Raw genomic sequence first — 20,630 nt, forward strand, 5'->3', positions numbered from 1 at the left:
GTCAACTGGCCAGCGGGAACAGGCCGGTCACCGCGACAGTGACCACGGCGGTGATGACTGCGAAATGCCAGTAGAGCACGATGTTCTGAAGGTCGATGTCGTGGGTGGCGCTCAGATGGCCGGCATGGCTGCGCGCGCAGCAATAGAGCTGCATGATCACCCCCACCACCAGATGCAGCGCCGTCCACAGCGCGATCACCCAGACGGTGGCGTCATAGACATGCGCCGCCGGATCGAGCCCGGTCATGGTGATGGCCATCACCAGCGCCGCGCCCGAACCCAGTGCCGCGGCGGCGGCCAGAACCAGGGCCGCACGGGTGCGCGCACCAAGTCCTGCGGTGTTGGCGCGGCGCGCGGCGAGGGTGAGGCCCCAGGCGATCACCGCCAGCAGCCCGGCGATCGCCGGCCAGACCTGCCCCGGCCCGGTGGTGCCGGCGGGCGGGAAATCGGTGTGGATGGTCCAATAGAAGAAATAGCCGAAGATCAGGCTGGCGAAGGCGGTGCTGTCGCCGACCATGGTGATGAACATCGCCCACCAGCCGACGGATCGCGGGCCCGAACCATAGAGCGGCAGCGTCAGCCCGCGCCCGGCATCGATGGTGGCGGCCTCAGGAATGCGGGCGGTGCCGGTCCACAGCCAGACGATGATCACGCCGATGCCGATCACCCCCGATATCAGCGCCGGCATCCACCAGTGGAAGGTGGCGCCGATGAACGAGAAGCCGACGAAGATGGCGGCGAGCATCGGCAGGAACGAATTGGCCGGCAGGCGCAGCACCTGTTCGGGTTCGGCATCCAGCACGCTGGTGATCAGGGTTTCCCGCCGGCCGGCGGCGGCATCGGGCAGATAGCCGCGGCCCTGGTCGATCTCGTCGGAAATCCCCGGCTGGTCCCAGAGGGGATAGCGGCTGGTGACATGGGGCACCGACCGCACGCCCCAGGCCTCGTCGTCCATGGTCGACCATTCCAGTGTGCCGGCCTTCCACGGGTTGGGCGGGGCGGCGCGCTTGCCTGGGCGCAGAAGATCCCACACCACCACCAGCACCCCCGCCGCCATCACGAAGGCGCCGACGGAGGAGACGAGGTTCAGCCAGTCCCAGCCATGGCCGGCCGGATAGGTGAACACCCGACGCGGCATGCCGCGCAGGCCGGTGAAATGCATCGGCAGGAAGGTGATGTTGAAGCCCGCGAACATCAGCCAGAAGGCCCATCTGCCCAGCCGGTCCGACAGCATCTTCTTGGCGACGAAGGGATAGAAATAATACAGGCCGCCGATCAGCGGAAAGAACATGCCGCCGATCAGGGTGTAGTGCAGATGGGCGACGATGAAATGGGTGTCGTGGGCCTGCCAGTCGAAGGGCGCGATGGCGACCATCACCCCGGTCAGGCCGCCGAAGACGAAGATCGCGAGCGAACCCGCCGCATAGAGCATCGGCACCGCGAAGATCACCCGCCCCGCCAGCATGGTGGCCAGGAACACGAAGATCTGCACACCGGTCGGGATCGCCACGGCTTCCGATGCCGCCGAGAAGAAGCCCAGCGAAATCGCCGGCAGCCCGATGGTGAACATGTGATGCGCCCACAGGCCGAAGCTGAGAAAGCCGGTGCCGACGGCGGCCAGCACGATCCAGCCATAGCCGACGATCGGGGTCTGCGCGAAGGTGGGCACGATCATCGCCATCAGCGCGATCGAGGGCAGGAAGATGATGTAGACTTCCGGATGTCCGAAGATCCAGAACAGATGCTGCCACAGCACCGGATCGCCGCCGCGCGCCGGATCGAAGAACGGCCAGTCGAGCAGGCGCTGGGCTTCGAACAGGATGTCGCCGGCGATCAGCGGCGGGAAGGCGAACAGGATCATCCCGGCGACGATCAGCACATACCAGCAATAGAGCGGCATCAGATGGATGCGCATGCCCGGCGGCCGGCATTTCAGCACGCCGACGATGAGTTCCACCGCCGCCGCGATCGAGGCGATCTCGATGAACGACAGACCCAGCAGCCAGATATCGGCGCCGATGCCGGCGGTGTCCTTGTTGGTCGCCAGCGGCGGATACATGAACCAGCCGCTGTCGGGGGCCGCCCCGAAGAAGATCGACCCGGCGACGAACACGCCGCCGATGACGAAGCACCAGAAGCCGAAGGCCGACAGCCGGGGAAACGGCAGATCGCGCGCCGCCAGCATCTGCGGCATGATCAGGATCGCCACCGCCTCGAAGATCGGCACGGCGAACAGGAACATCATCATCGTGCCGTGCAGGGTGAACAACTGGTTGTAGAAACCCGGCGTCACCAGATCGTTGTCGGGCACCGCAAGCTGCGCGCGCACCACCAGCGCCAGCACGCCCGCGAACAGGAAGAAGAAGAAGGCGGTGACGCTGTACCACACGCCGACCTCGGTGTTGTTGACCGCCGACCAGTAGCGCCAGCCGCGCGGCGTGAGCCAGGCCCGCCGGAGCCGCGCCGCCTGGGCCAGCCGCGGATCGTCGTCGTCCTGGCGCTGCTGCTGGTCGTGCGCGGTCATTCCAGGCTCTCCAGATAGGCTGAGAGGTCGGCCAGGGCCTGCGGCGCCAGCATGCCATAGGGCGGCATCAGCACCCCCGGCTTGACCGTGGTGGTGGCGCTGATGAAATCGGCCATGCGCGCGGGTGTGTTGGGTAGGATGCCGGCGCCGATGCTGTGGCGCCCGCCGATCCGGGTGAGATCGGGGCCGATCCTGCCCTGGGCTTCGGTGCCGCGCACGCTGTGGCAGGCGCCGCAGCCCTGATCGGCGAACACTCGGGCCCCGCGCGCGGCCGGCGTGCCGGGGGCCGGGGTCCGCGCGGGGCCGGCCTGATCGGCCAGCCAGCGGTCGAAATCGGCCTGCGGCATCACCTCGGCCGTCAACGCCATCAGGGCATGGGCGGTGCCGCAGAATTCCGCGCAGGCGCCACGATAGATGCCCGGTCTGGTCGGCTTCAGCGTCAGCCGGGTGGTGCGGCCAGGGATCATGTCGATCTTGCCGCCGATCGCCGGGATCCAGAACGAGTGGATCACATCGGGGCTGTTCAGCACCAGATCGACCTCGGCCCCGGCCGGCAGGCGGAGTTCATTGGCCGACACCACCGGCGTGCCGGCGGCCGGATGGCCGGCGGGCGGGTGATAGACCACCCGCCACCAGAACTGTTCGCCCACCACCTCGATCGTCAGATCGCCGCCGCCCGTGCGCAGTTCGGGCATCAGCCGCAGCCCATGGACCAGCAGCGCGGTCAGCACCACGGTTGGAAAGATGGCGCCCATGGCGATGATGAACCGCTTGGCGGTGAACAGGCTGATCGGGCGCTTGCGGCGGGCGGCATGGATGGCGATCGCCATCACCATCACCCAGATGATGCCGGCACCGGTCAGCATCACCCAGAACAGCGACGCCACCCGTTCGGCGCCGATGCCGGCCGGGTCCAGCGTCGATTGAATGCCGGTGCAACCGCCAGTCAGTAATATGACGGCTGATACACCAATAGCGATCAGATATCGCCTGCGATCCGGGCGGTCAGCCATTCGGCGACGCCTCGCTGTCCGGCAGCGCCAGGTTTTCCGGTAGCGTATAGGCGATGACCGCATCGCCGGCATCGGTGCCGAGCGAGCCATGGCCGCCGGCCACCACCAGCAGATATTGCCGGCCATCGCGGCCCAGATAGCTCATCGGCGTTGCCTGACCGCCGGCGGGCAGGCGGTCTTCCCACAGCTTGCGACCGGTTTCCAGGTCATAGCCGCGGACGTAATTGTCGATCGTGCCGCTGATGAAGGCGGTGCCGCCGGCGGTGATCAGCGGCCCGCCCAGATCGGGCACGCCCATCTCGAAGGGCAGCGGCACCGGCGCGCGGTCGCGGACCGTGCCGTTGCGGCGCATCCAGGCGATGTCGCCGGTGCGCAGATCGGCGCCGGCGACATAGCCCCAGGGCGGCGCCTGACAGGGCAGACCCAGCGGCGACAGCATCGGGCCGATATCGACCGCGAAGGGCGCGCCGAAATTCTCGTTCAGGCCGGGGGGGCCGTCGGAGACATAGGTCTCGGTGTCGTTGTCGCGCGGGATCAGGCGGATGACGAAGGCGAGATAGGCCGGCGTCGCGAACACCACCTGTCGTTCCGGATCGACCGCGACGCCACCCCAGTTGAACACCCCGAAATTCCCCGGATAGACCAGGGTGCCGCGCACCGAGGGCGGGGTATAGGCGCCGTCGTAATCGAGACTGCGATAGCGGATGCGGCAGGCGAGCTGATCGAACATGGTGGCGCCCCACATGTCGCGTTCCTGAAGCGGTGGCGGGCGGAACGACAGGGCCGATGCCGGCTGGGTGGGGGCGGTATGGTCGCCCTCGGCCGCCCCCTGCGGGGCCGGTTCTTCGGTCACCGGCAGCAGCGGATCGCCGGTGCGGCGGTCGAGCACGAAGATGTCGCCCTGCTTGGTGGGCTGAACCAGCGCCGGCACCGTGCCGTCGGGCCGGGCGCGCGGGTTGTTCGGCATCGACAGGTCGATCAGGGTCGGCTGGGCCGGCACGTCGCGGTCCCACAGATCGTGATGCACGGCCTGGAACACCCAGCGCACCTGACCGGTGGCCAGATCGAGGGCGGTGACCGAGGATGAGAACCGCTCGACGCTGTCGGACCGGCGGCCGCCCCACTGGTCGGGCGGCTGGTTGCCGATCGGCAGATAGACCAGCCCCAGCGCTTCGTCGACGCTGCCGATCGACCAGCTGTTGGGCGAGTTCTCGGTATAGGTCCGACCATCCTCGATCGGCTGGGTGGCATCGGGATTGCCGGTGTCGAAATTCCACACCAGCGCGCCATTGTCGATGTCATAGGCGCGGATGACGCCCGAGGGGTCGCTGGTCGAGACATTGTCGTTGACCGCGCCGCCGATGACGATCAGCTCCCGCGTCACCACCGGCGGCGAGGTGGAATAATAGAAGCCTTCCTTCAGGTTCGGCATGCCGCGCCACAATTGTATGGCGCCGTTCTCGCCGAAATCGCGGCAGACGTCGCCGGTGCGGGCATCCAGCGCGATCAGCCGGGCATCGGCGGTGGGCATGAAGATCCGGGCCACACAGGGGGCCTGCTGGTCGGGGGGCGTGGCGGGGTCGGCGGCGTCGCCCAGATGGTATGACACACCCCGGCAGGTGAGGTGCTGGCGGTTGGCGCTGTCGGGCACCGCGGGGTCATAGCGCCAGCGCTCCCGGCCGGTCACCGCATCCAGCGCGATGACGTAATTATGCGGCGTGCACAGATAGAGCGTGTCGCCCACCTTCAGCGGCGTGACCTGATAGGTGGTCTCGTTGGGGTCGGTGGGCTTGCGGACATCGCCGGTATGATAGGTCCAGGCGACTTCCAGCCGGTCGATGGTCTGCGGCGTGATCTGGTCGAGCGGGCTGTAACGCTGGCCGCCTTGCGTGCGGCCATAGGCGTGCCAGTCGCCGGCCGGCACGCCGCCGCTGTCGGGTGGGACATCGGCCACGGCCTGCATGGGCAGGCGGCCATCGATGCCATGCGACGGCACGGCCATGGCGATCACCGCCACGACGATGGTGGCCGCCAGAGCCAGCGGCAGCGGCAAAGCCCGTGGCGCCAGCGCCCGCACACCCAGCCGCCGGGTCGTCCACGGCATCGCCAGCCACAGCCCCAGCACCACGATGACGTCGCCGCGCGGCGCCAGTTGCCACCAGTCGAGCCCCACTTCCCCGACCGCCCAGACCAGCGATGCCAGGGTGAGCAGGGCATAGGTCCAGAGCGCGGCGGCGTGGCCGCGAAACAGCAGCCATGCGACGATCAGGAAGCCCAGCCCGGCGGCGACGTAGTACCAGGAGCCACCATGCGCCGCCAGCCAGCCGCCGGCCGCGACCAGACCCAGACCGATGATCAGAAACACCAGCGCGGTCAGGACCAGCAGGGTCGATCGCCGATGGGTGGGGATCTCGGGCATGGGCTGTCTCCGCGTCGGGGTGGGGGCGCGTCTGCCCGGTCAACCGGGTTGGCCACGCGCAGGTTCCACAACCGGTCGCGGAAAATGCCGGCTCATGCATGACGTGGTCGTGAGGCGGAGGTCAGCCGCTGACCAGAACCGCCACCGGCAGCCGGGCGAGCAGCCCTGCGACCGCGACGCCGCCGGCGGTAAGCCCGATGCTTTCGCCGGTCAGCGCGTCGTGGTGATGGCCGGCCAGATCGTCGGGGACCTCGATCAGCGTATCGGCCCAGCCTTCACGCGGTACCAGCGGCAGACCGCCTTCGGGCAGCAGGCGGTCGGCGAGGCGCGAGACCAGCACGATGACATGGCCGATCGGCCCCGGCTGGCCGGTTTCAGGGGCGTGTTGCGTCTCAGGGCCGTGTTGCGTGTCAGGGTCGTGCTGGCGGGCGAAGGCCAGGACATGGGCGGCGGCGGGGCCGGTCGCGGTCAATGGCCGATATGCGCCTTGAGTGAACAGCAGCGGGTCGCGCGCCCGCAAGGCCAGGATGGCCGCCAGCACCGCCTGTTTGGCGGCGCCATGATCGCGCGGCATCTCGATCAGGTGATCGGGCGGGATCTGCTGGTTCAGCAGGCCCGCCAGCGCCTCGTGATCGACCGGCCGGCGATTGTCGGGGTCGACCAGCGACAGATCCATCACGTCGGTGCCCTGATAGATGTCGGGGATGCCGGGGGTGGTGGTGTGCAGCACGCACTGGGTCAGGCTGTTGATCAGGGCGGCGGGGGCAAGCCGGCGCACGAACCGGTCGAGTGCCGCCGGAAACTGCGCCTCCGGCCCCAGAATGGCGCGCAGGAACGCCGTGCAGGCGGCTTCATAGGCCGTGTCGGGCACCACCCAGTTCGACCGGCGCTTGCCTTCGCGCAGCGCCTTGACCAGCCAGCCTTCCACCCTGGGCAGGATATCGGCCGCCACCGCGGCCAGACTGTCGGCGGTGCTGTCGGTGCCCTCGGGCCAGACGCCGATCAGGGTCTGATACAGCATCACCTCGTCGGCCGGATGGGGGGCCGTCAGCGTGCCGTCGCCGGGATCGCCCTGGCCATCGACCTCGTGTCCGTGCCGCAATGGCGCGTTCATCCGCCGCCACGCCCGCAGGGTCTGCGCCCATTCATCGGTCATCTGGCTGAGCACGGCGATGCGCATCCGGGCATCGGCGCCGCGCTTGTGGTCGTGGGTGGCGGTGGCCAGCAGCCCGCGCGGGTGGCGCGCCTGCCGCTCCAGGCAGACAGCGTGGAAGTCTTCGGGCGTCAGGGTCGGCGCATCGGGGTCGGCGCCGACCTCGTTGCACGACAGCAGCGGCGCCACGCGATAGAACAGCGTGTCTTCCACGGCTTTCGCGGCCAGGGGCGCGGTCAACTGCTGGAACCGGATCAAGGCGATCCGGCGCAGATCGGCGGGGGATGCGGCAGCACCCTCGCCGGCCTCGGATGCCGCATCGATCCCGCCCTGTTCCACCGCCCTGCCGCCATGCAGCCAGTCGGCCAGCCGCTCCAGCGTCAGCCGGTCGCCAGCCACGACATGGGGACGGGCCTGATCGACCGCGAAGGCGATGGTGGCGTCGCAGGCGGCGCTGTGGCCCTGGCCGTCATCATAGATCCGATAGACCGGGAACTGTGCCAGCACCTCGATCAGCACCCGGCGGATGGCGGCGCGGGTGATGTCGCGGTCGCGACGGCGGCTCTGCGCCAGATCTGTGAAGGCCCGCACGCAGCGCTCAAGATCGCTGTCGAAGGCGGTGGCCAGCATCTGCCGGCGGGCGAGGGCCAGTTCGTCGAGGGGGGCGCCCGGGCTGGTGGCATCGCCGGCGCTGGCGGTGATCTCTGTCCACAAACGGCGCAGCGGCCCCCGGCCCGACGGGTCGTGCAGCAGGCACGACACGTCGTTCATGAAATCATAGCCGGTGGTGCCGTCGACCGGCCAGTCTTCGGGCAGCCGCTCGCCGGCCGCCAGGATCTTCTCGACCAGGATCAGCGGGGCGTGGGCGCGGGCGGTTTGGGGCCGTTTGCCGCGCAGGTGGTCCAGCCGTGCCCGCACTATCCGGCAATAGGCGCCGGGATCGGCCAGACCGTCGATATGGTCGATGCGCAGGCCATCGATCAGGCCGGCGGCATACAGGTCGAAGATCGTGGCGTGGGTGGCCTCGAACACCGCCGGATCCTCGACGCGCACCGCCGCCAGTTCGCCGATATCGAAGAACCGCCGCCAGTTGACCTCGTCGGCCGCCGTGCGCCACCAGGCCAGCCGGTAATGCTGGCGGTCGAGCAGGCGGTGCAGGGCGCGCGGGCCGCTTTCGGGTTCGCGGAAATCGGCCAGCACCGTGGCGATGGTGTCTTCGGTGGCGGCGCCATGGCGGTCGGCGCCGATCAGCAGGTCGTGATCCTCGGCCCGGACGGGAAAGCGGTTGCCGTGAACATCGATGAAGAACCGGCCGGCGTCGCGGTCGTAATCCAGTCGGATATCGCCATTGGCCAGCGCCGTGTCGTAATCGCTGCCAAGGAAGGGGGCGTGGACTTTTTGGCCTCGCAGGCGCGGATCGGCCCCCCGCAGGCGCGGATCGGGCGACCGCCAGTCGATATCGAACACCCGGGCATGGGGGCTGGCCTCGCCTTTCTCCAGCACGTCCAGCCACCATGGGTTTTCAGCCCCCACCGCCATGTGGTTGGGCACGATGTCGACGATCAGCCCCATATCGTGGCGGCGCAGCGCGGCCACCAGCCGTTCAAGGCCGTCGCGGCCGCCGAGCGCGTCGCTGACCCGGGTGGGGTCGACCACGTCATAGCCATGGGTGGACCCGCGCCGCGCGGTCAGGATGGGCGAGGCATAGACATGGCTGATGCCCAGCCGGGCCATATAGTCGACGATCGCCACGGCATCGTCGAAGGTGAAGCCGCTGTGGAATTGCAGGCGCATGGTGGCGCGGGGGTGGATCATGACGGGTCACCTTCGGGACGGCGGCCGGCACGAAGCATCGACAGCCGCCGGCGCGCGGCCGGGGTTTCAAGCAGATCGGGCACCGGGGCGGGCATCCGTCGGCGCCAGTTGGGGTGCTCGGCGATGGTGCCGGGCAGGTTGGGCTGATCGCCCAGACCGGCCAGATCCTCCAGCGGCGCCAGCACCAGCGGCGTCGGGGTTTGCCCCAAAAAGTTGAGTGTTCCATCAATTACTGGATCTGCGGAGGCATGTGGCGCGGGCGCGATGCCATCGACACTGCCGGCGGCGCCCAGCGCCGACCACAGCCGGCTCCGGTCCAGCGCGCGCAGTTCGCGCAGGCTTTCCGCGGTCTCACCCGGGCCGAACAGGCCCAGACGCTCGCGCCAGTCGATATCGGCGCCGGCCCACCAGCCGGCGGTGGTCGGCAGGTCATGGGTGGTGGCGGTGGCGACCACCGGCCGCTCCCAGCGATCGGGCGGCAGGAAATCGCCGCCGGCGTCGCGTTCGAACCACAGCACCCGGGTGCCCAGAATGCCATGGGCGCCAAGCATGTCGCGGAAGCCCGCCGGCACGGTGCCCAGATCCTCGCCGATCACCACCGCGTTGTGGCGGCGCGATTCCAGCACCGTCGCATGCAGCAGATCCTGCAGGGGATAGCGCAGATAGGCGCCCTCGGCGGGGGCCGCACCCTCGGGGATCAGCCACAGCCGCATCAGCCCCAGAATGTGGTCGATGCGGATGCCGCCGGCATGGCGCAGGGCGGCGCGCAGCATCTGGATATAGGCGGCATGACCGCTGGCGGCGAGCGCGCGGGGTGAAAAGGCGGCAAGCCCCCAGTTCTGGCCCAGCGGGTTGAACAGATCGGGCGGCGCGCCGATGGTGGCGCCGATCAGCATCTGGTCCTGATGGCTCCACGCCTGGGCGCCGCTGCCATCGACGCCGATCGCCAGATCGGCGATCAGCCCCACGGGCATGCCGGCATCGCGCGCGGCCTGATGGGCGGCGCCGAGGCCCCGGCTCGCCTGCCATTGCAGCATCTGCGCCCGCGCCACGGCGCCTTGATGGTCGCGGGCGAAGGCCGCCACGGCCGGCGAGCGCGGATCGCGGAATGCTTCGGGCCAGCCGCGCCAGCCATGGGGGGTATGGCCGTCGGCACCGTGGGTGGCGCGCATATGGGCGTCGATCGCCTCGAACCGGGCATGGTCGGCCAGGGCGTCACCGCCGGCGGCGATGACGCCACGGTAATCGGGGTCGGCCTCGATCCGCGCGCCATGGCGGGCCAGCAGATCGTGCATCACCGCCTGCTTGACACGTGCCACCGCCGGCCAGTCGATCAGCGGTTCCGCCGCCACGCGCCGTGCCTCGGCTCCAAGGCCCAGCCGGTCGAGGCTGCGGGCGGTTTCGTCCGCGCCGGCGATGGCATCGGCATCGATGATCATGGTGTTCAGGAACAGCCGGCTCGACGGCGAATAGGGGCTGTAGCTCAACGGGTCGGCATCGAACAGCGCATGCACCGGGCTGACGCCGATACAGGCGGCACCCTGGGCGGCGGCGGCGCGGGCCAGGCTGGCGAGCGCCGTGGTATCGCCGCAGCCGAGATCGCCATGTGTCGCCCCGTGCCGTCCCGCCGCGTACCCGGCGCCGTCATGGCGCCTGAGACCGTAGAGCTGCGCGGCGATGCCCCACAGCCTGGGGTCGCCGTGCCTGGGGTCGCCGGCGCCGGTGGCATCGGCGAGGCTGAAACAGCGATCGGGCACCGGCGCGGCCAGTGGTGGCACCTGTGACGGCGCCACCGGTTCGCGGGCGAGGCGGTCGTGGCTTTCGCGGATCTGGGCCACCGAGCCGGCGGGCAGGTCCAGCACCGCCAGCAGCGCGCGCAGCGTGTCGGGCGATACCTCATGGGGCTGGCCGGCGGCATCCTCCCAGGCGGTGGCGATGCCGGCGGCGGTGGCGAGGGCTGCGAGCGCGGTGTCACGATCCTTCATCGGCGGCGCCCTCCGGATCTGACGGGGTGGGGTCCGACAGGATGACGGCGCTGGTGCTGGGGCGCAGTTCGCCCGCTTCCAGCGCGTCGATCGCGCCGGGCACGACATAGAGCCAGCGGCCATCGGGACGGCCCTGAAGGGCGACCGGCTCGGTGCCCAGATTGCACAGCACGGTCAGGATCTGGCCGTCGCCCAGCCGCCAGCGGGCGCGCACCGCCGCCGGGCCGATCGCCTCGGCACCGATCGAGGCGGCGCCGGGCAGGCGCGGCATGATCTCGCGCGCCCGCAGTGCCAGCAGGCCGGCGACCAGCGCGCGGCGTGCCCGGGCCGCGCCGTCATCGGCATCGTCGGGCTCGACGCGTGAGGTCTCGAAGGTCAGCGGCGCGTTGGGGTCGGGGATACGCGCGCGGCTGTGGTCGTCGGCGAAGCGGCTGAACCGGGCGAATTCGCGCCGCCGCCCGTCGCGCACCAGCGGCGCCAACGCGTCGTTGTGGTCGGTGAAATACAGGAAGGGCCGGGTGCTGCCCCAATCCTCGCCCATGAACATCAGCGGGATCGGCGGCGACAGCAGCAGCAGCGCGATCGCCGCCGCCAGGGCGTCCGGATCGGCCAGCGTGGTCATCCGGTCGCCGAAGGCGCGGTTGCCGATCTGGTCGTGGTTCTGGATGAAATTGACGAAGGCGGTGGGCGGCAGATGGCCGCTGGGCTGGCCGCGCGGCGTGCCGTCGCGATAGGATGACGGGTGGCCCTGATAGACGAAGCCCTCGGCCAGCGCGCGCGCCAGCTTGTCCGCCGGATCCTGGGCGTAATCGGCGTAATAGCCGTCGGTCTCGCCGGTCAGCAGCACATGCAGCACGTGATGGGCGTCGTCGTTCCACTGCGCGTCATAGCGGCCCTCGCCCAGATGGGCGGCGATATTCTCGTCATGCTCCAGCACCAGATGGACATGGCGGCCGGGCTCGACCGCGCGGCGGACGATCTGCGCGCATTCGTCCAGCCAGTCGGCCTCGCTGATCGCGTGGACGGCATCGAAACGCAGGCCGTCGAAGCGGTATTCCATCAGCCAGTACAGGGCGTTCTGCGTGAAGTACTGCCGCACCTCGGGCCGGCGGAAATCGATCGCCCGGCCCCAGGGGGTGTCGATGTCGTCGCGGAAGAAGCCCGACGCATAGGCGCCCAGATAGTTCCCGTCCGGGCCGAAATGGTTGTAGACCACATCCAGGAACACCATCAGCCCCAGGCCGTGCGCGGTGTCGATCAGGGTCTTCAGCGCCTCGGGCCGGCCATAGGCGCTGTCGGGTGCGAAGGGCAGCACACCGTCATAGCCCCAGTTGCGGCTGCCGGGGAAATCGTTCACCGGCATCAGTTCGATGGCGGTGAAACCCATCGCCGCCACCTCGCGCAGCCGCTGGGTGACGCCGGCGAAGCCGCCCCACAACCCGACATGAACCTCCAGCAGCACCACCTCGTGCCAGGGGCGGCCCTGCCAGTCGCCATGACGCCAGGCGAAGGCGCGCGGGTCGACGACCTCGGACGGCCCGTGGATGTCGTCGGGCTGGAAACGCGACAGCGGGTCGGGCACCGCCAGCACCCGATCGCCCTGGCCGGCATCGCCGATGCCATAGTGATAGCGGCTGCCGGCGCCGCAATCGGCGGTCAGCTCGAACCAGCCATCGCCCGCCGGCTGCATCGGCTGCGGCGCGCGGCCATCGAGCAGAAGCGACACCGTGCCGGCATCGGGCGCCCACAACCGGAATCGGGTGCGGTCGGCGGCGAGCAGTTCGGCCCCGGCCGGCAGCGGGTGGCCGAAGCGCCATTCGGGCGGCGGATCACGCGGCAGATCGGCCGCCAGCAGGCGCAGGCTGCGCGCGGCCACCGTCATCGGACCGCCGGTGACATGGGTTTCCTCCAGCGCCGCATCGGCGCTGTCGGCCAGCAGCCGCCAATGCAGCCCGTGATCGCCCAGACCGGCATAAGGCAGGGTGAACACGGCATCGTCGGCGCCGGCATTCAACAGCAGCAGCACCACATCCAGCCGGTCCGGGTCTATATCCGACGGGCCGACGCGGCTGAGCGCCACGGCGCGGGTTTCAGGGTCGTTCCAGGCGTCATCCGTCGCCGGCTGGCCGTCGGTGCCGAACCAGGCGATATCGGACAGGCCATAGGCATAATGTTCAGTGCCATGCAGAAACCGCCGGCTGCGCAGCACCGCGAATCGCCGGCGGATGGCCACCATCCGCGCGGTGAAGCGGGCAAGCGAGGCGCCGGCCGGCGTGTCGAGCCGGGTCCAGTCGATCCAGGATATCTCGTTGTCCTGGCAATAGGCGTTGTTGTTGCCCTGCTGGCTGCGGCCGAATTCATCGCCGCCCAGCAGCATCGGCGTGCCTTGCGAGACCAGCAGCGTCGCCAGCATCGCCCGTTGCAGCCGGGCGCGGGTGTCCTCGATCACCGGGTCGTCGGTCGGCCCCTCGGCGCCCCAATTGGCCGAGATGTTCTCGCCATGGCCGTCATTATTGCCCTCGCCATTGGCCTCGTTGTGCTTTTCGGCATACGAGACCAGATCGCGCAGGGTGAAGCCGTCATGGGCGGTGACGAAATTGATCGAGGCCGAGGGCAGGCGATGGCGATGATCGAAAACGTCGCTCGACCCCGCAAGCCCGCCGGCCAGGGCGCTGATCTGCCCCGGATCGCCGCGCCAATAGCGGCGCAGGCTGTCGCGATAGCGGTCGTTCCATTCGGCGAAGGGCGGCGGATGGTTGCCAAGCTGATAGCCGCCGGGGCCGGTGTCCCAGGGCTCGGAAATCAGCTTCACCCGCGACAGCACGGGATCTTGAATGATCGCGTCGAAAAAGCCCGAGCCGGGGTCGAAGCCGGTGCCTTCCCGGCCCAGCGTGACGCCCAGATCGAAGCGGAAGCCATCGACATGATAATGCGTCACCCAGTGGCGCAGCGAATCCATCACCATCTGCAACACGCGGGGATGCGACAGGTTGAGCGTGTTGCCGCAGCCGGTATCGTTGATGCAGTGCCGTTCCGCCCCCGGCACCAGCCGGTAATAGCTGGCATTGTCGAGCCCGCGGAAGCTGAGCGTGGGGCCAAGCTCGCTGCCCTCGGCGGTGTGGTTGTAGACCACGTCGAGGATCACCTCGATGCCGGCGGCATGCAGCTTGCGGATCGCCACCCGCATCTCGTTCAGGGTGTCGGTGGCAAGATAGGCCGGGTCCGGCGCGAAGAAGCCGATGCTGTTATAGCCCCAGTAATTCTTCAGCCCCATGTCCTGAAGCCGGCGGTCATGCACGAAGGCATGCACCGGCAGCAATTCCACGGCCGTGACCCCCAGCCCCTGAAGATGATCGATGAACCGGCGGTCGGCGAGGGTCGCGAAGCTGCCGCGTTCATGGGCGCGCAGATCGTCGCGCAGCATGCTGATGCCGCGCAGATGCGCTTCATAGATCACCGTGTCGCGCCACGCCACCTGCGGCGGCCGGTCGTCGCCCCAGTCGAAGGTATCGACGGTGACCACCGATTTCGGCATCGCCGGGGCGCTGTCGCGACGGTCGAACGACAGATCGCGGCGCGGCGAGCGCAGATTATAGCCGAACAGATGATCCGACCAGCGCAGCCGCCCCCGGATCTGGCGGGTATAGGGGTCGAGCAGCAGCTTGTTGGGATTGAAACGGTGGCCGCGTTCGGGATCATAGGGCCCATGGGCGCGATATCCGTAAACGACGCCTTCTCCGGCATCGGGCAGATAGCCGTGCCAGACCTCGTCGGTGCATTCGGGCAGGGTCAGGCAGGCAAGCTGCCGGCGGCCCTGCGCGTCGAACAGGCACAGGTCGATCCGGCTGGCATTGCCTGAGAACACGGCGAAATTCACCCCCAGCCCGTCCCATGTGGCACCAAGCGGCCAGGGACGTCCGGGGAGCAGGCGATCGGCGGGTGCCGGCATGAGGCGTCACCTTTCCTGGACGGGGCTGTCGTCGGTATGACTGGGAAGGGGGCCGCGACCGATGCCGGGACCATGGCGGAGCAGCAGGGTCGCGAGCGGCGGCAGGGTCAGCGACAGCGAGGCCGGCCGACCATGGGACGGTTCCTCCAGCGCCATCACCTGGCCGCCATTGCCCATGCCGCTGCCGCCATAATCGGTGGCATCGGTGTTCAGGATCTCGTGCCACAGGCCGGCCGTCGGCACGCCGATGCGGTAATCATGGCGCGGCACCGGGGTGAGGTTGGCGACCACCAGAATGTCGGGCTCCGGGTCGTCTTCACCGGTGCGGCGGATATAGGCGATGACGCTGTTGGCGGCGTCGTCGCCGACCAGCCACAGGAAGCTCGACGGCTGGTCGTCGGCGCGGTGCAGGGCCGGCTCCCGCGTGTAGAGCCGGTTGAGATCGGCGACCACCCTCTGAATGCCGCGATGGCCGGGATTGTCGAGCAGATCCCAGGGCGTCGAGGCGTCGTGGTTCCATTCGCGCGGGTTGCCGAGTTCGCCGCCGGCGAAGATCAGCTTGCGGCCCGGATGGGTCCACATGAAGGCGAAATAGGCCCGGAGATTGGCGCGTTTCTGCCAGTCGTCGCCGGGCATCCGGCCATAGAGCGAGCCCTTGCCATGCACCACCTCGTCATGCGACAGCGGCAGGACATAGCGTTCCGACCAGGCATAGACCAGGCTGAAGGTGAGCGAGCCATGATGGAAGCGGCGATGGATGGGATCCTGCGCCATATACTCCAGGCTGTCGTGCATCCAGCCCATATTCCATTTGTAGCTGAAGCCCAGACTGGTGCCGTTCGGATCCTCGTCCATCGGTGCGGTGACGCCCGGCCAGGCGGTGCTTTCCTCGGCGATGGTGATGGCGCCGGGCACGCGCGCGCCGATGGCCTGGTTCATCTGGCGCAGAAAGGCGACCGCTTCCAGATTCTCGCGCCCGCCATGGATGTTGGGCACCCATTCGCCGGCATCGCGGCTGTAATCGCGATAGAGCATCGAGGCCACGGCATCGACCCGGATGCCATCGATGTGATAGCGCTCCAGCCAATAGAGCGCCGAGGCGATCAGGAAGCCCGAGACCTCGCGCCGGCCGAAATTATAGATCAGCGTGTTCCAGTCGCGGTGGCGGCCCTCGCGTTCGTCGGCGTGTTCATAGAGGGCGGTGCCGTCGAACCGGGCCAGACCATGCGGGTCCGACGGGAAATGCGCCGGCACCCAGTCGAGGATCACGCCGATGCCGGCGCCATGGCAGCGGTCGACGAAGCGCGCGAAGCCGCGCGGCCGGCCGAAGCGGGCCGTGGGCGCGAACAGCCCCAGCGGCTGATACCCCCATGATCCGCCGAAGGGATGTTCCATCACCGGCAGCAGCTCGACATGGGTGAAGCCGAGCGTCGAGAGATAGGGGATCAGCCGGTCGGCGAGCCCGTCCCAGTCGGGATGGCTGCCATCGGCCGCGCGATACCAGGATGCGGCATGAAGTTCATAGACCGAGATCGGCGCCGTGGCGGCCTGCGCCTCGCCACGCCGGGCCATCCAGCCGTCATCGGTCCAGGTGAAGGGCGTGGGATCGGGCACGATCGAGGCGGTGCCCGGCGGCATTTCGGTCGCCTGGGCCATGGGGTCGGCCTTCAACTGGATCTGGCCGTTGGCGTCGAGGATTTCGTATTTGTACAGCCGGCCGGCGGTGACGCCGGGCACGAACAGCTCCCACACACCCGCCGCATGGCGCAGCCGCATCGGCAGGCGCCGTCCATCCCAGCCGTTGAAATCGCCGATCACCGACACCCGGCGGGCATTTGGCGCCCAGACCGCGAAGCGGGCGCCGTCGACGCCGTCGATGGTGGTGACGTGTGCGCCAAGTGCCTCCGCCAGATCCAGATGCCGGCCTTCATGGATCAGATGCAGGTCCAGATCGCCCAGCAGCGCACCGAAGCGATAGGGATCCTCGACGTCCAGCACGCTCTGGGCAGCCGTGGTCAGGCGCAGGCGATAGCCGCCCGCCGCACCCCCCGCCGACGCCGTCTGCGGCACCGTGCCGCCGAAGATGCCGGCGGCGTGCAGCCGGTCGAGCCGGCCCAGCTCGTGGCCGTCATCGGCGGCGACCACCGCCACCGACAGCGCATCTGGCTGAATGGTGACGATGCGCATGCCGCCGTCGGGATCGGCTCGTGGCCCCAGCACGGCGAAAGGGTCGCCGTGGCGGGCCTCGGCCAGCGCGTCCAGGGTGCCATGGTCGACGGGCGGGCGGCGGCCGCTGTCAAAGTTGGTGGCTTCAAGGTCGGTGGCCCCAAGGTCTGTGGCCCTGAGGTCGGCACCCGCGCTGCCATGCGCCGGGGCAGCGTGGGCATGGGGATCAGTCGGGGCGTGCGACATCATCGCTCTCCGGGCAAAGGCGCTTGGTGATGCGGGCCAGACCATGGACCGGCAGAGACAGCCAGTGCGGCCGGTGGTCCGCTTCATAGGCCACCTCATAGGCGGCCTTTTCGAGCAGGAACAGGTCGAGCAGCGGCGGCATGTCAGGGGCGGCGGGATCGCCTTCGCGGCCCAGATAGGCGGCGAGGAAGGCGGCCGCGGCATCGCGGTGCAGACGGGCCAGCCACAGCGTGGCGTCCCCCGGCTCGACGCCGCTGCCGATGCCGGCGCCTGCATCCTTCAACGGCATCGCGGTGACATAGTCGAGCGAGCGCAACAGCCCGGCGACGTCGCGCCACGGGCTGTCCTTGGCCCGGCGCAGGGCCAGCGCCCGGCTGGGCTCGCCTTCGAAATCGATCAGCACCACATCGCCCATCGCGACCAGAAGCTGACCCAGATGGAAATCGCCATGGATGCGGGTCAGGGGGCTGCCGACGCCCTGGCGGGCCAGGTCGGCCATCCGCGCGGTCAGCCGGTCGCGGCGGTCCAGCACCAGCCGTGCGGCGGCGGCATCGTCGGCGCCGGCCCAGCCCTCGCCCGCCTCCTGGCGGGCGATGATCGCGAAGGCCGCATCCAGCCCGTCGGCCATCCGCGCCATCCAGGCATCGGCGGTGGCGGGATCGGCGGTCTCCGGCGCGAAATCGGGGTCGTCGGATGGCCGCGCAAGCACGTCATGCAGATCGCGCAGCCGCCGGCCGATGGTGGCGGCCAGATCGCGGATGCCCGAGACGACATCCTCCAGCCGGTCATGATCGCTGGTGTGCAGGGCATCCAGCGCCCGGGCAAGCTGGTCGGTGGTCCAGCCCCAGCCATCGCCCTGATTGCGGATGAAGCGCTGCACCACGGCTATGGTGCCGCCCCGATCGTTGCCGCCATGGCCGTTCTGACCGCCCTGCCAGACCAGCTCGCCCAGGAAGTCGGCGACGCCGGCATAGCCGGCGGCGGTGAGATGGCGGGCCATTTCGGCTTCCGGATTGATGCCGGGGGCGAAACGGCGGATCAGCTTGATCATGGCGGTCTCGCCGATGATCAGCGAACTGTTGGTCTGCTCGGTCCCAAGCCAGCGCACCGGCGCATCGGGCGCGATCGATGCGGCGACCTGCCGCGCCTCGTCGGAACCGGCCACGGGTTTGAGGCCCGCCGCGCCGGCATTCGCCCCGCTGGCGTCCCCGCCGGCATCCACGGCGCTATCGGCGGCAATGCCGGCAATGACCGCGCGGGCGAAGCTTTCCAGCGCGAAGCCGTCGGTGAGCAGCCCGACGCGGGCGGTCTGGCGCACCCGCGCCAGGGCCAGCCGCACCGCCGTCGACGAGGCGTCGGCGCGATCGGCATCCCACAGGATGCCCAGCGGCAGGATGTGCCGGTCCTGGCCGCCATCGCCATGGCGGACATCGACCCCGGCCATCAGGATGGCGCCGTCGCTGCCGGGCAGCGGTTCCACGAAGCCCAGGCTGACGGCATCGGCGGCGATGCCGTCAGCCTGCGCGAACCAGCGCCGTTTCGCCAGCCATGCCGGCAGCACGTCATGGGTCAGACGCTGGCGATGCGGATCGTCGATCAACTGCGCCAGACCATGGCGCAACACGAAGGTCTGGTAATCGGGCAGCGGATCGGGGGCCGGCTGGTGCCAGGCCGGGGCATCCGCCTCGGGTTGCAACTCAAAGCTGTAAAAACCATATGGCGGCAAGGTCAAAAGGTAGGGCAACTGGCCGATCGGCGGGAAAGTGGCGCCGCCGACCAGTTCCACCGGCACATGCCCCTGATAGCGCGACAGATCCAGTTCCACCGCCTGGGCGGTGCGCGACAGATTGGCGACGCAGAGGATGGTGGCGTCGTCATCGCCGCGCAGATAGGCCAGAACCCGCCGGTTGCCGGGATAGAGGAAATCCAGCCGGCCGCGTCCGAAGGCCCGGAAGCGGCGGCGCACCTGAAGCATGCGCCGGGTCCAGTGCAGCAGCGAATGGCTGTCGCGGAGCTGGGTTTCCACATTGACCGCGGCATGGCCGTAAAGCGGACCGATGATCGGCGGCAGGATCAGTTGTTCCGGGTCGGCGCGCGAGAACCCGCCATTGCGGTCGGGCGACCACTGCATCGGCGTGCGCACGCCATCGCGGTCGCCCAGATGGACGTTGTCGCCCATGCCGATCTCGTCGCCATAATACAGCACCGGGGTGCCGGGCATGGTCAGCAGCAGGCTGTGCATCAGCTCGATACGCCGGCGGTCGCGTTCCAGCAGCGGCGCCAGCCTGCGGCGGATGCCCAGATTGATCCGGGCGCGGCGGTCGGAGGCATAGGTTTCCCACAGGAAGGTGCGCTCGGTCTCGGTCACCATCTCCAGCGTCAGTTCGTCGTGATTGCGCAGGAAGATCGCCCATTGGCAGCCATCGGGAATCTCCGGCGTCTGGCGCATGATGTCGGTGATCGGGAAGCGGTCTTCCTGGGCGATGCTCATATACATCCGGGGCATCAGCGGGAAATGGAACGCCATGTGGCACTCGTCGCCGGCGCCGAAATATTCCTGGGTGTCTTCCGGCCATTGATTGGCCTCGGCCAGCAGCATCCGGTCGCTGTAATGCGCGTCCAGATGGCTGCGGATCTTCTTCAGAACCTCGTGGGTCTCGGGCAGGTTCTCGTTGTTGGTGCCCTCGCGCTCGATCAGATAGGGCACGGCGTCGAGCCGGAGGCCGTCGACGCCCATATCCAGCCAGAAGCGCATCACGCTGAGCACCGCGTCGAGCACGCGCGGGTTGTCGAAATTCAGATCGGGCTGATGAGAATAGAACCGGTGCCAGTAATAGGCCCCGGCCTCGGCATCCCAGGTCCAGTTCGATTTCTCGGTGTCGAGAAAGATGATCCGGGTTTCGGGAAATTTGCGGTCGTCATCGGACCAGACATAGAAATTGCGATGCGCCGATCCCGGCTTCGCCTTGCGGGCGCGCTGGAACCAGGGATGGGTGTCGGAGGTGTGGTTGATCACCAGTTCGGTGATGATCCGCATGCCGCGGGCATGGGCTTCGGTCACGAAGCGGCGGAACTCGGCCAGCGTGCCGTAATCCGGGTTGACGTTGCGATAATCGGCGATGTCATAGCCGTCGTCGCGCAGGGGCGAGGGATAGAACGGCAGCAGCCAGATGGTATCGACGCCCAGATCGGCGATGTAGTCGAGCCGGCTGATCAGGCCGACGAAGTCGCCGATACCATCATTGTTGCCGTCGAAGAACGACTTCACGTGCAACTGATAGATGACCGCGTCCTTGTACCAGAGCGGATCGGCCGGATGCCCGCGCGGGGACGAGGTCTTCGGCGTGGCAGGCGACATGC

8 protein-coding genes are annotated in these 20,630 nt (G+C 68.8%); all 8 read right to left on the bottom strand.

Annotated features, from left to right (window positions below):
• Position 1: 1 nt before the first annotated feature.
• Positions 2–2,524 carry a cbb3-type cytochrome c oxidase subunit I gene (locus WG924_RS11780; RefSeq protein WP_345933219.1) on the bottom strand — a complete coding sequence of 841 codons (2,523 nt, stop codon included), beginning with the start codon at positions 2,522–2,524 and terminating at the stop codon, positions 2–4.
• Positions 2,521–3,537, bottom strand: coding sequence for a cytochrome c oxidase subunit II (gene coxB, locus WG924_RS11785; RefSeq protein ID WP_345933220.1), 1,017 nt, complete (start codon positions 3,535–3,537; stop codon positions 2,521–2,523). Before coxB ends, WG924_RS11780 begins: the two co-directional genes overlap by 4 nt.
• Positions 3,530–5,956, bottom strand: a complete 2,427-nt coding sequence (locus WG924_RS11790; RefSeq protein WP_345933221.1) for a glucose/quinate/shikimate family membrane-bound PQQ-dependent dehydrogenase — start codon at positions 5,954–5,956, stop codon at positions 3,530–3,532. The genes coxB and WG924_RS11790 overlap by 8 nt, the downstream gene beginning before the upstream one ends.
• Positions 5,957–6,077: 121 nt before the next feature.
• Complete coding sequence (gene treY, locus WG924_RS11795) at positions 6,078–8,924, bottom strand: malto-oligosyltrehalose synthase (RefSeq protein ID WP_345933222.1); 2,847 nt, start codon at positions 8,922–8,924, stop codon at positions 6,078–6,080.
• Positions 8,921–10,909, bottom strand: a complete 1,989-nt coding sequence (gene malQ, locus WG924_RS11800; protein ID WP_345933223.1) for a 4-alpha-glucanotransferase — start codon at positions 10,907–10,909, stop codon at positions 8,921–8,923. The genes treY and malQ overlap by 4 nt, the downstream gene beginning before the upstream one ends.
• Positions 10,896–14,858, bottom strand: coding sequence for a glycogen debranching protein GlgX (gene glgX, locus WG924_RS28235; RefSeq protein WP_372044693.1), 3,963 nt, complete (start codon positions 14,856–14,858; stop codon positions 10,896–10,898). Before glgX ends, malQ begins: the two co-directional genes overlap by 14 nt.
• 6 nt (positions 14,859–14,864) lie before the next feature.
• Positions 14,865–17,270 (bottom strand): 1,4-alpha-glucan branching protein GlgB, encoded by a 2,406-nt coding sequence (glgB, locus tag WG924_RS11815; protein ID WP_345933224.1) that lies wholly within the window; start codon positions 17,268–17,270, stop codon positions 14,865–14,867.
• Positions 17,251–20,628, bottom strand: coding sequence for a maltose alpha-D-glucosyltransferase (gene treS, locus WG924_RS11820; RefSeq protein WP_345933225.1), 3,378 nt, complete (start codon positions 20,626–20,628; stop codon positions 17,251–17,253). The genes glgB and treS overlap by 20 nt, the downstream gene beginning before the upstream one ends.
• Positions 20,629–20,630 lie beyond the last annotated feature (2 nt).

The organism is Tistrella arctica, assembly GCF_039630945.1.
GTDB classification, from domain to species: Bacteria; Pseudomonadota; Alphaproteobacteria; order Tistrellales; family Tistrellaceae; genus Tistrella; species Tistrella bauzanensis.

Excerpts from the sequence above, each read along its gene's own strand:
- WG924_RS11780 (WP_345933219.1), bottom strand. The coding sequence starts at position 2,524 with ATGACCGCGCACGACCAGCAGCAGCGCCAGGACGACGACGATCCGCGG.
- coxB (WP_345933220.1), bottom strand. The coding sequence starts at position 3,537 with ATGGCTGACCGCCCGGATCGCAGGCGATATCTGATCGCTATTGGTGTA.
- WG924_RS11790 (WP_345933221.1), bottom strand. The coding sequence starts at position 5,956 with ATGCCCGAGATCCCCACCCATCGGCGATCGACCCTGCTGGTCCTGACC.
- treY (WP_345933222.1), bottom strand. The coding sequence starts at position 8,924 with ATGATCCACCCCCGCGCCACCATGCGCCTGCAATTCCACAGCGGCTTC.
- malQ (WP_345933223.1), bottom strand. The coding sequence starts at position 10,909 with ATGAAGGATCGTGACACCGCGCTCGCAGCCCTCGCCACCGCCGCCGGC.
- glgX (WP_372044693.1), bottom strand. The coding sequence starts at position 14,858 with ATGCCGGCACCCGCCGATCGCCTGCTCCCCGGACGTCCCTGGCCGCTT.
- glgB (WP_345933224.1), bottom strand. The coding sequence starts at position 17,270 with ATGTCGCACGCCCCGACTGATCCCCATGCCCACGCTGCCCCGGCGCAT.
- treS (WP_345933225.1), bottom strand. The coding sequence starts at position 20,628 with ATGTCGCCTGCCACGCCGAAGACCTCGTCCCCGCGCGGGCATCCGGCC.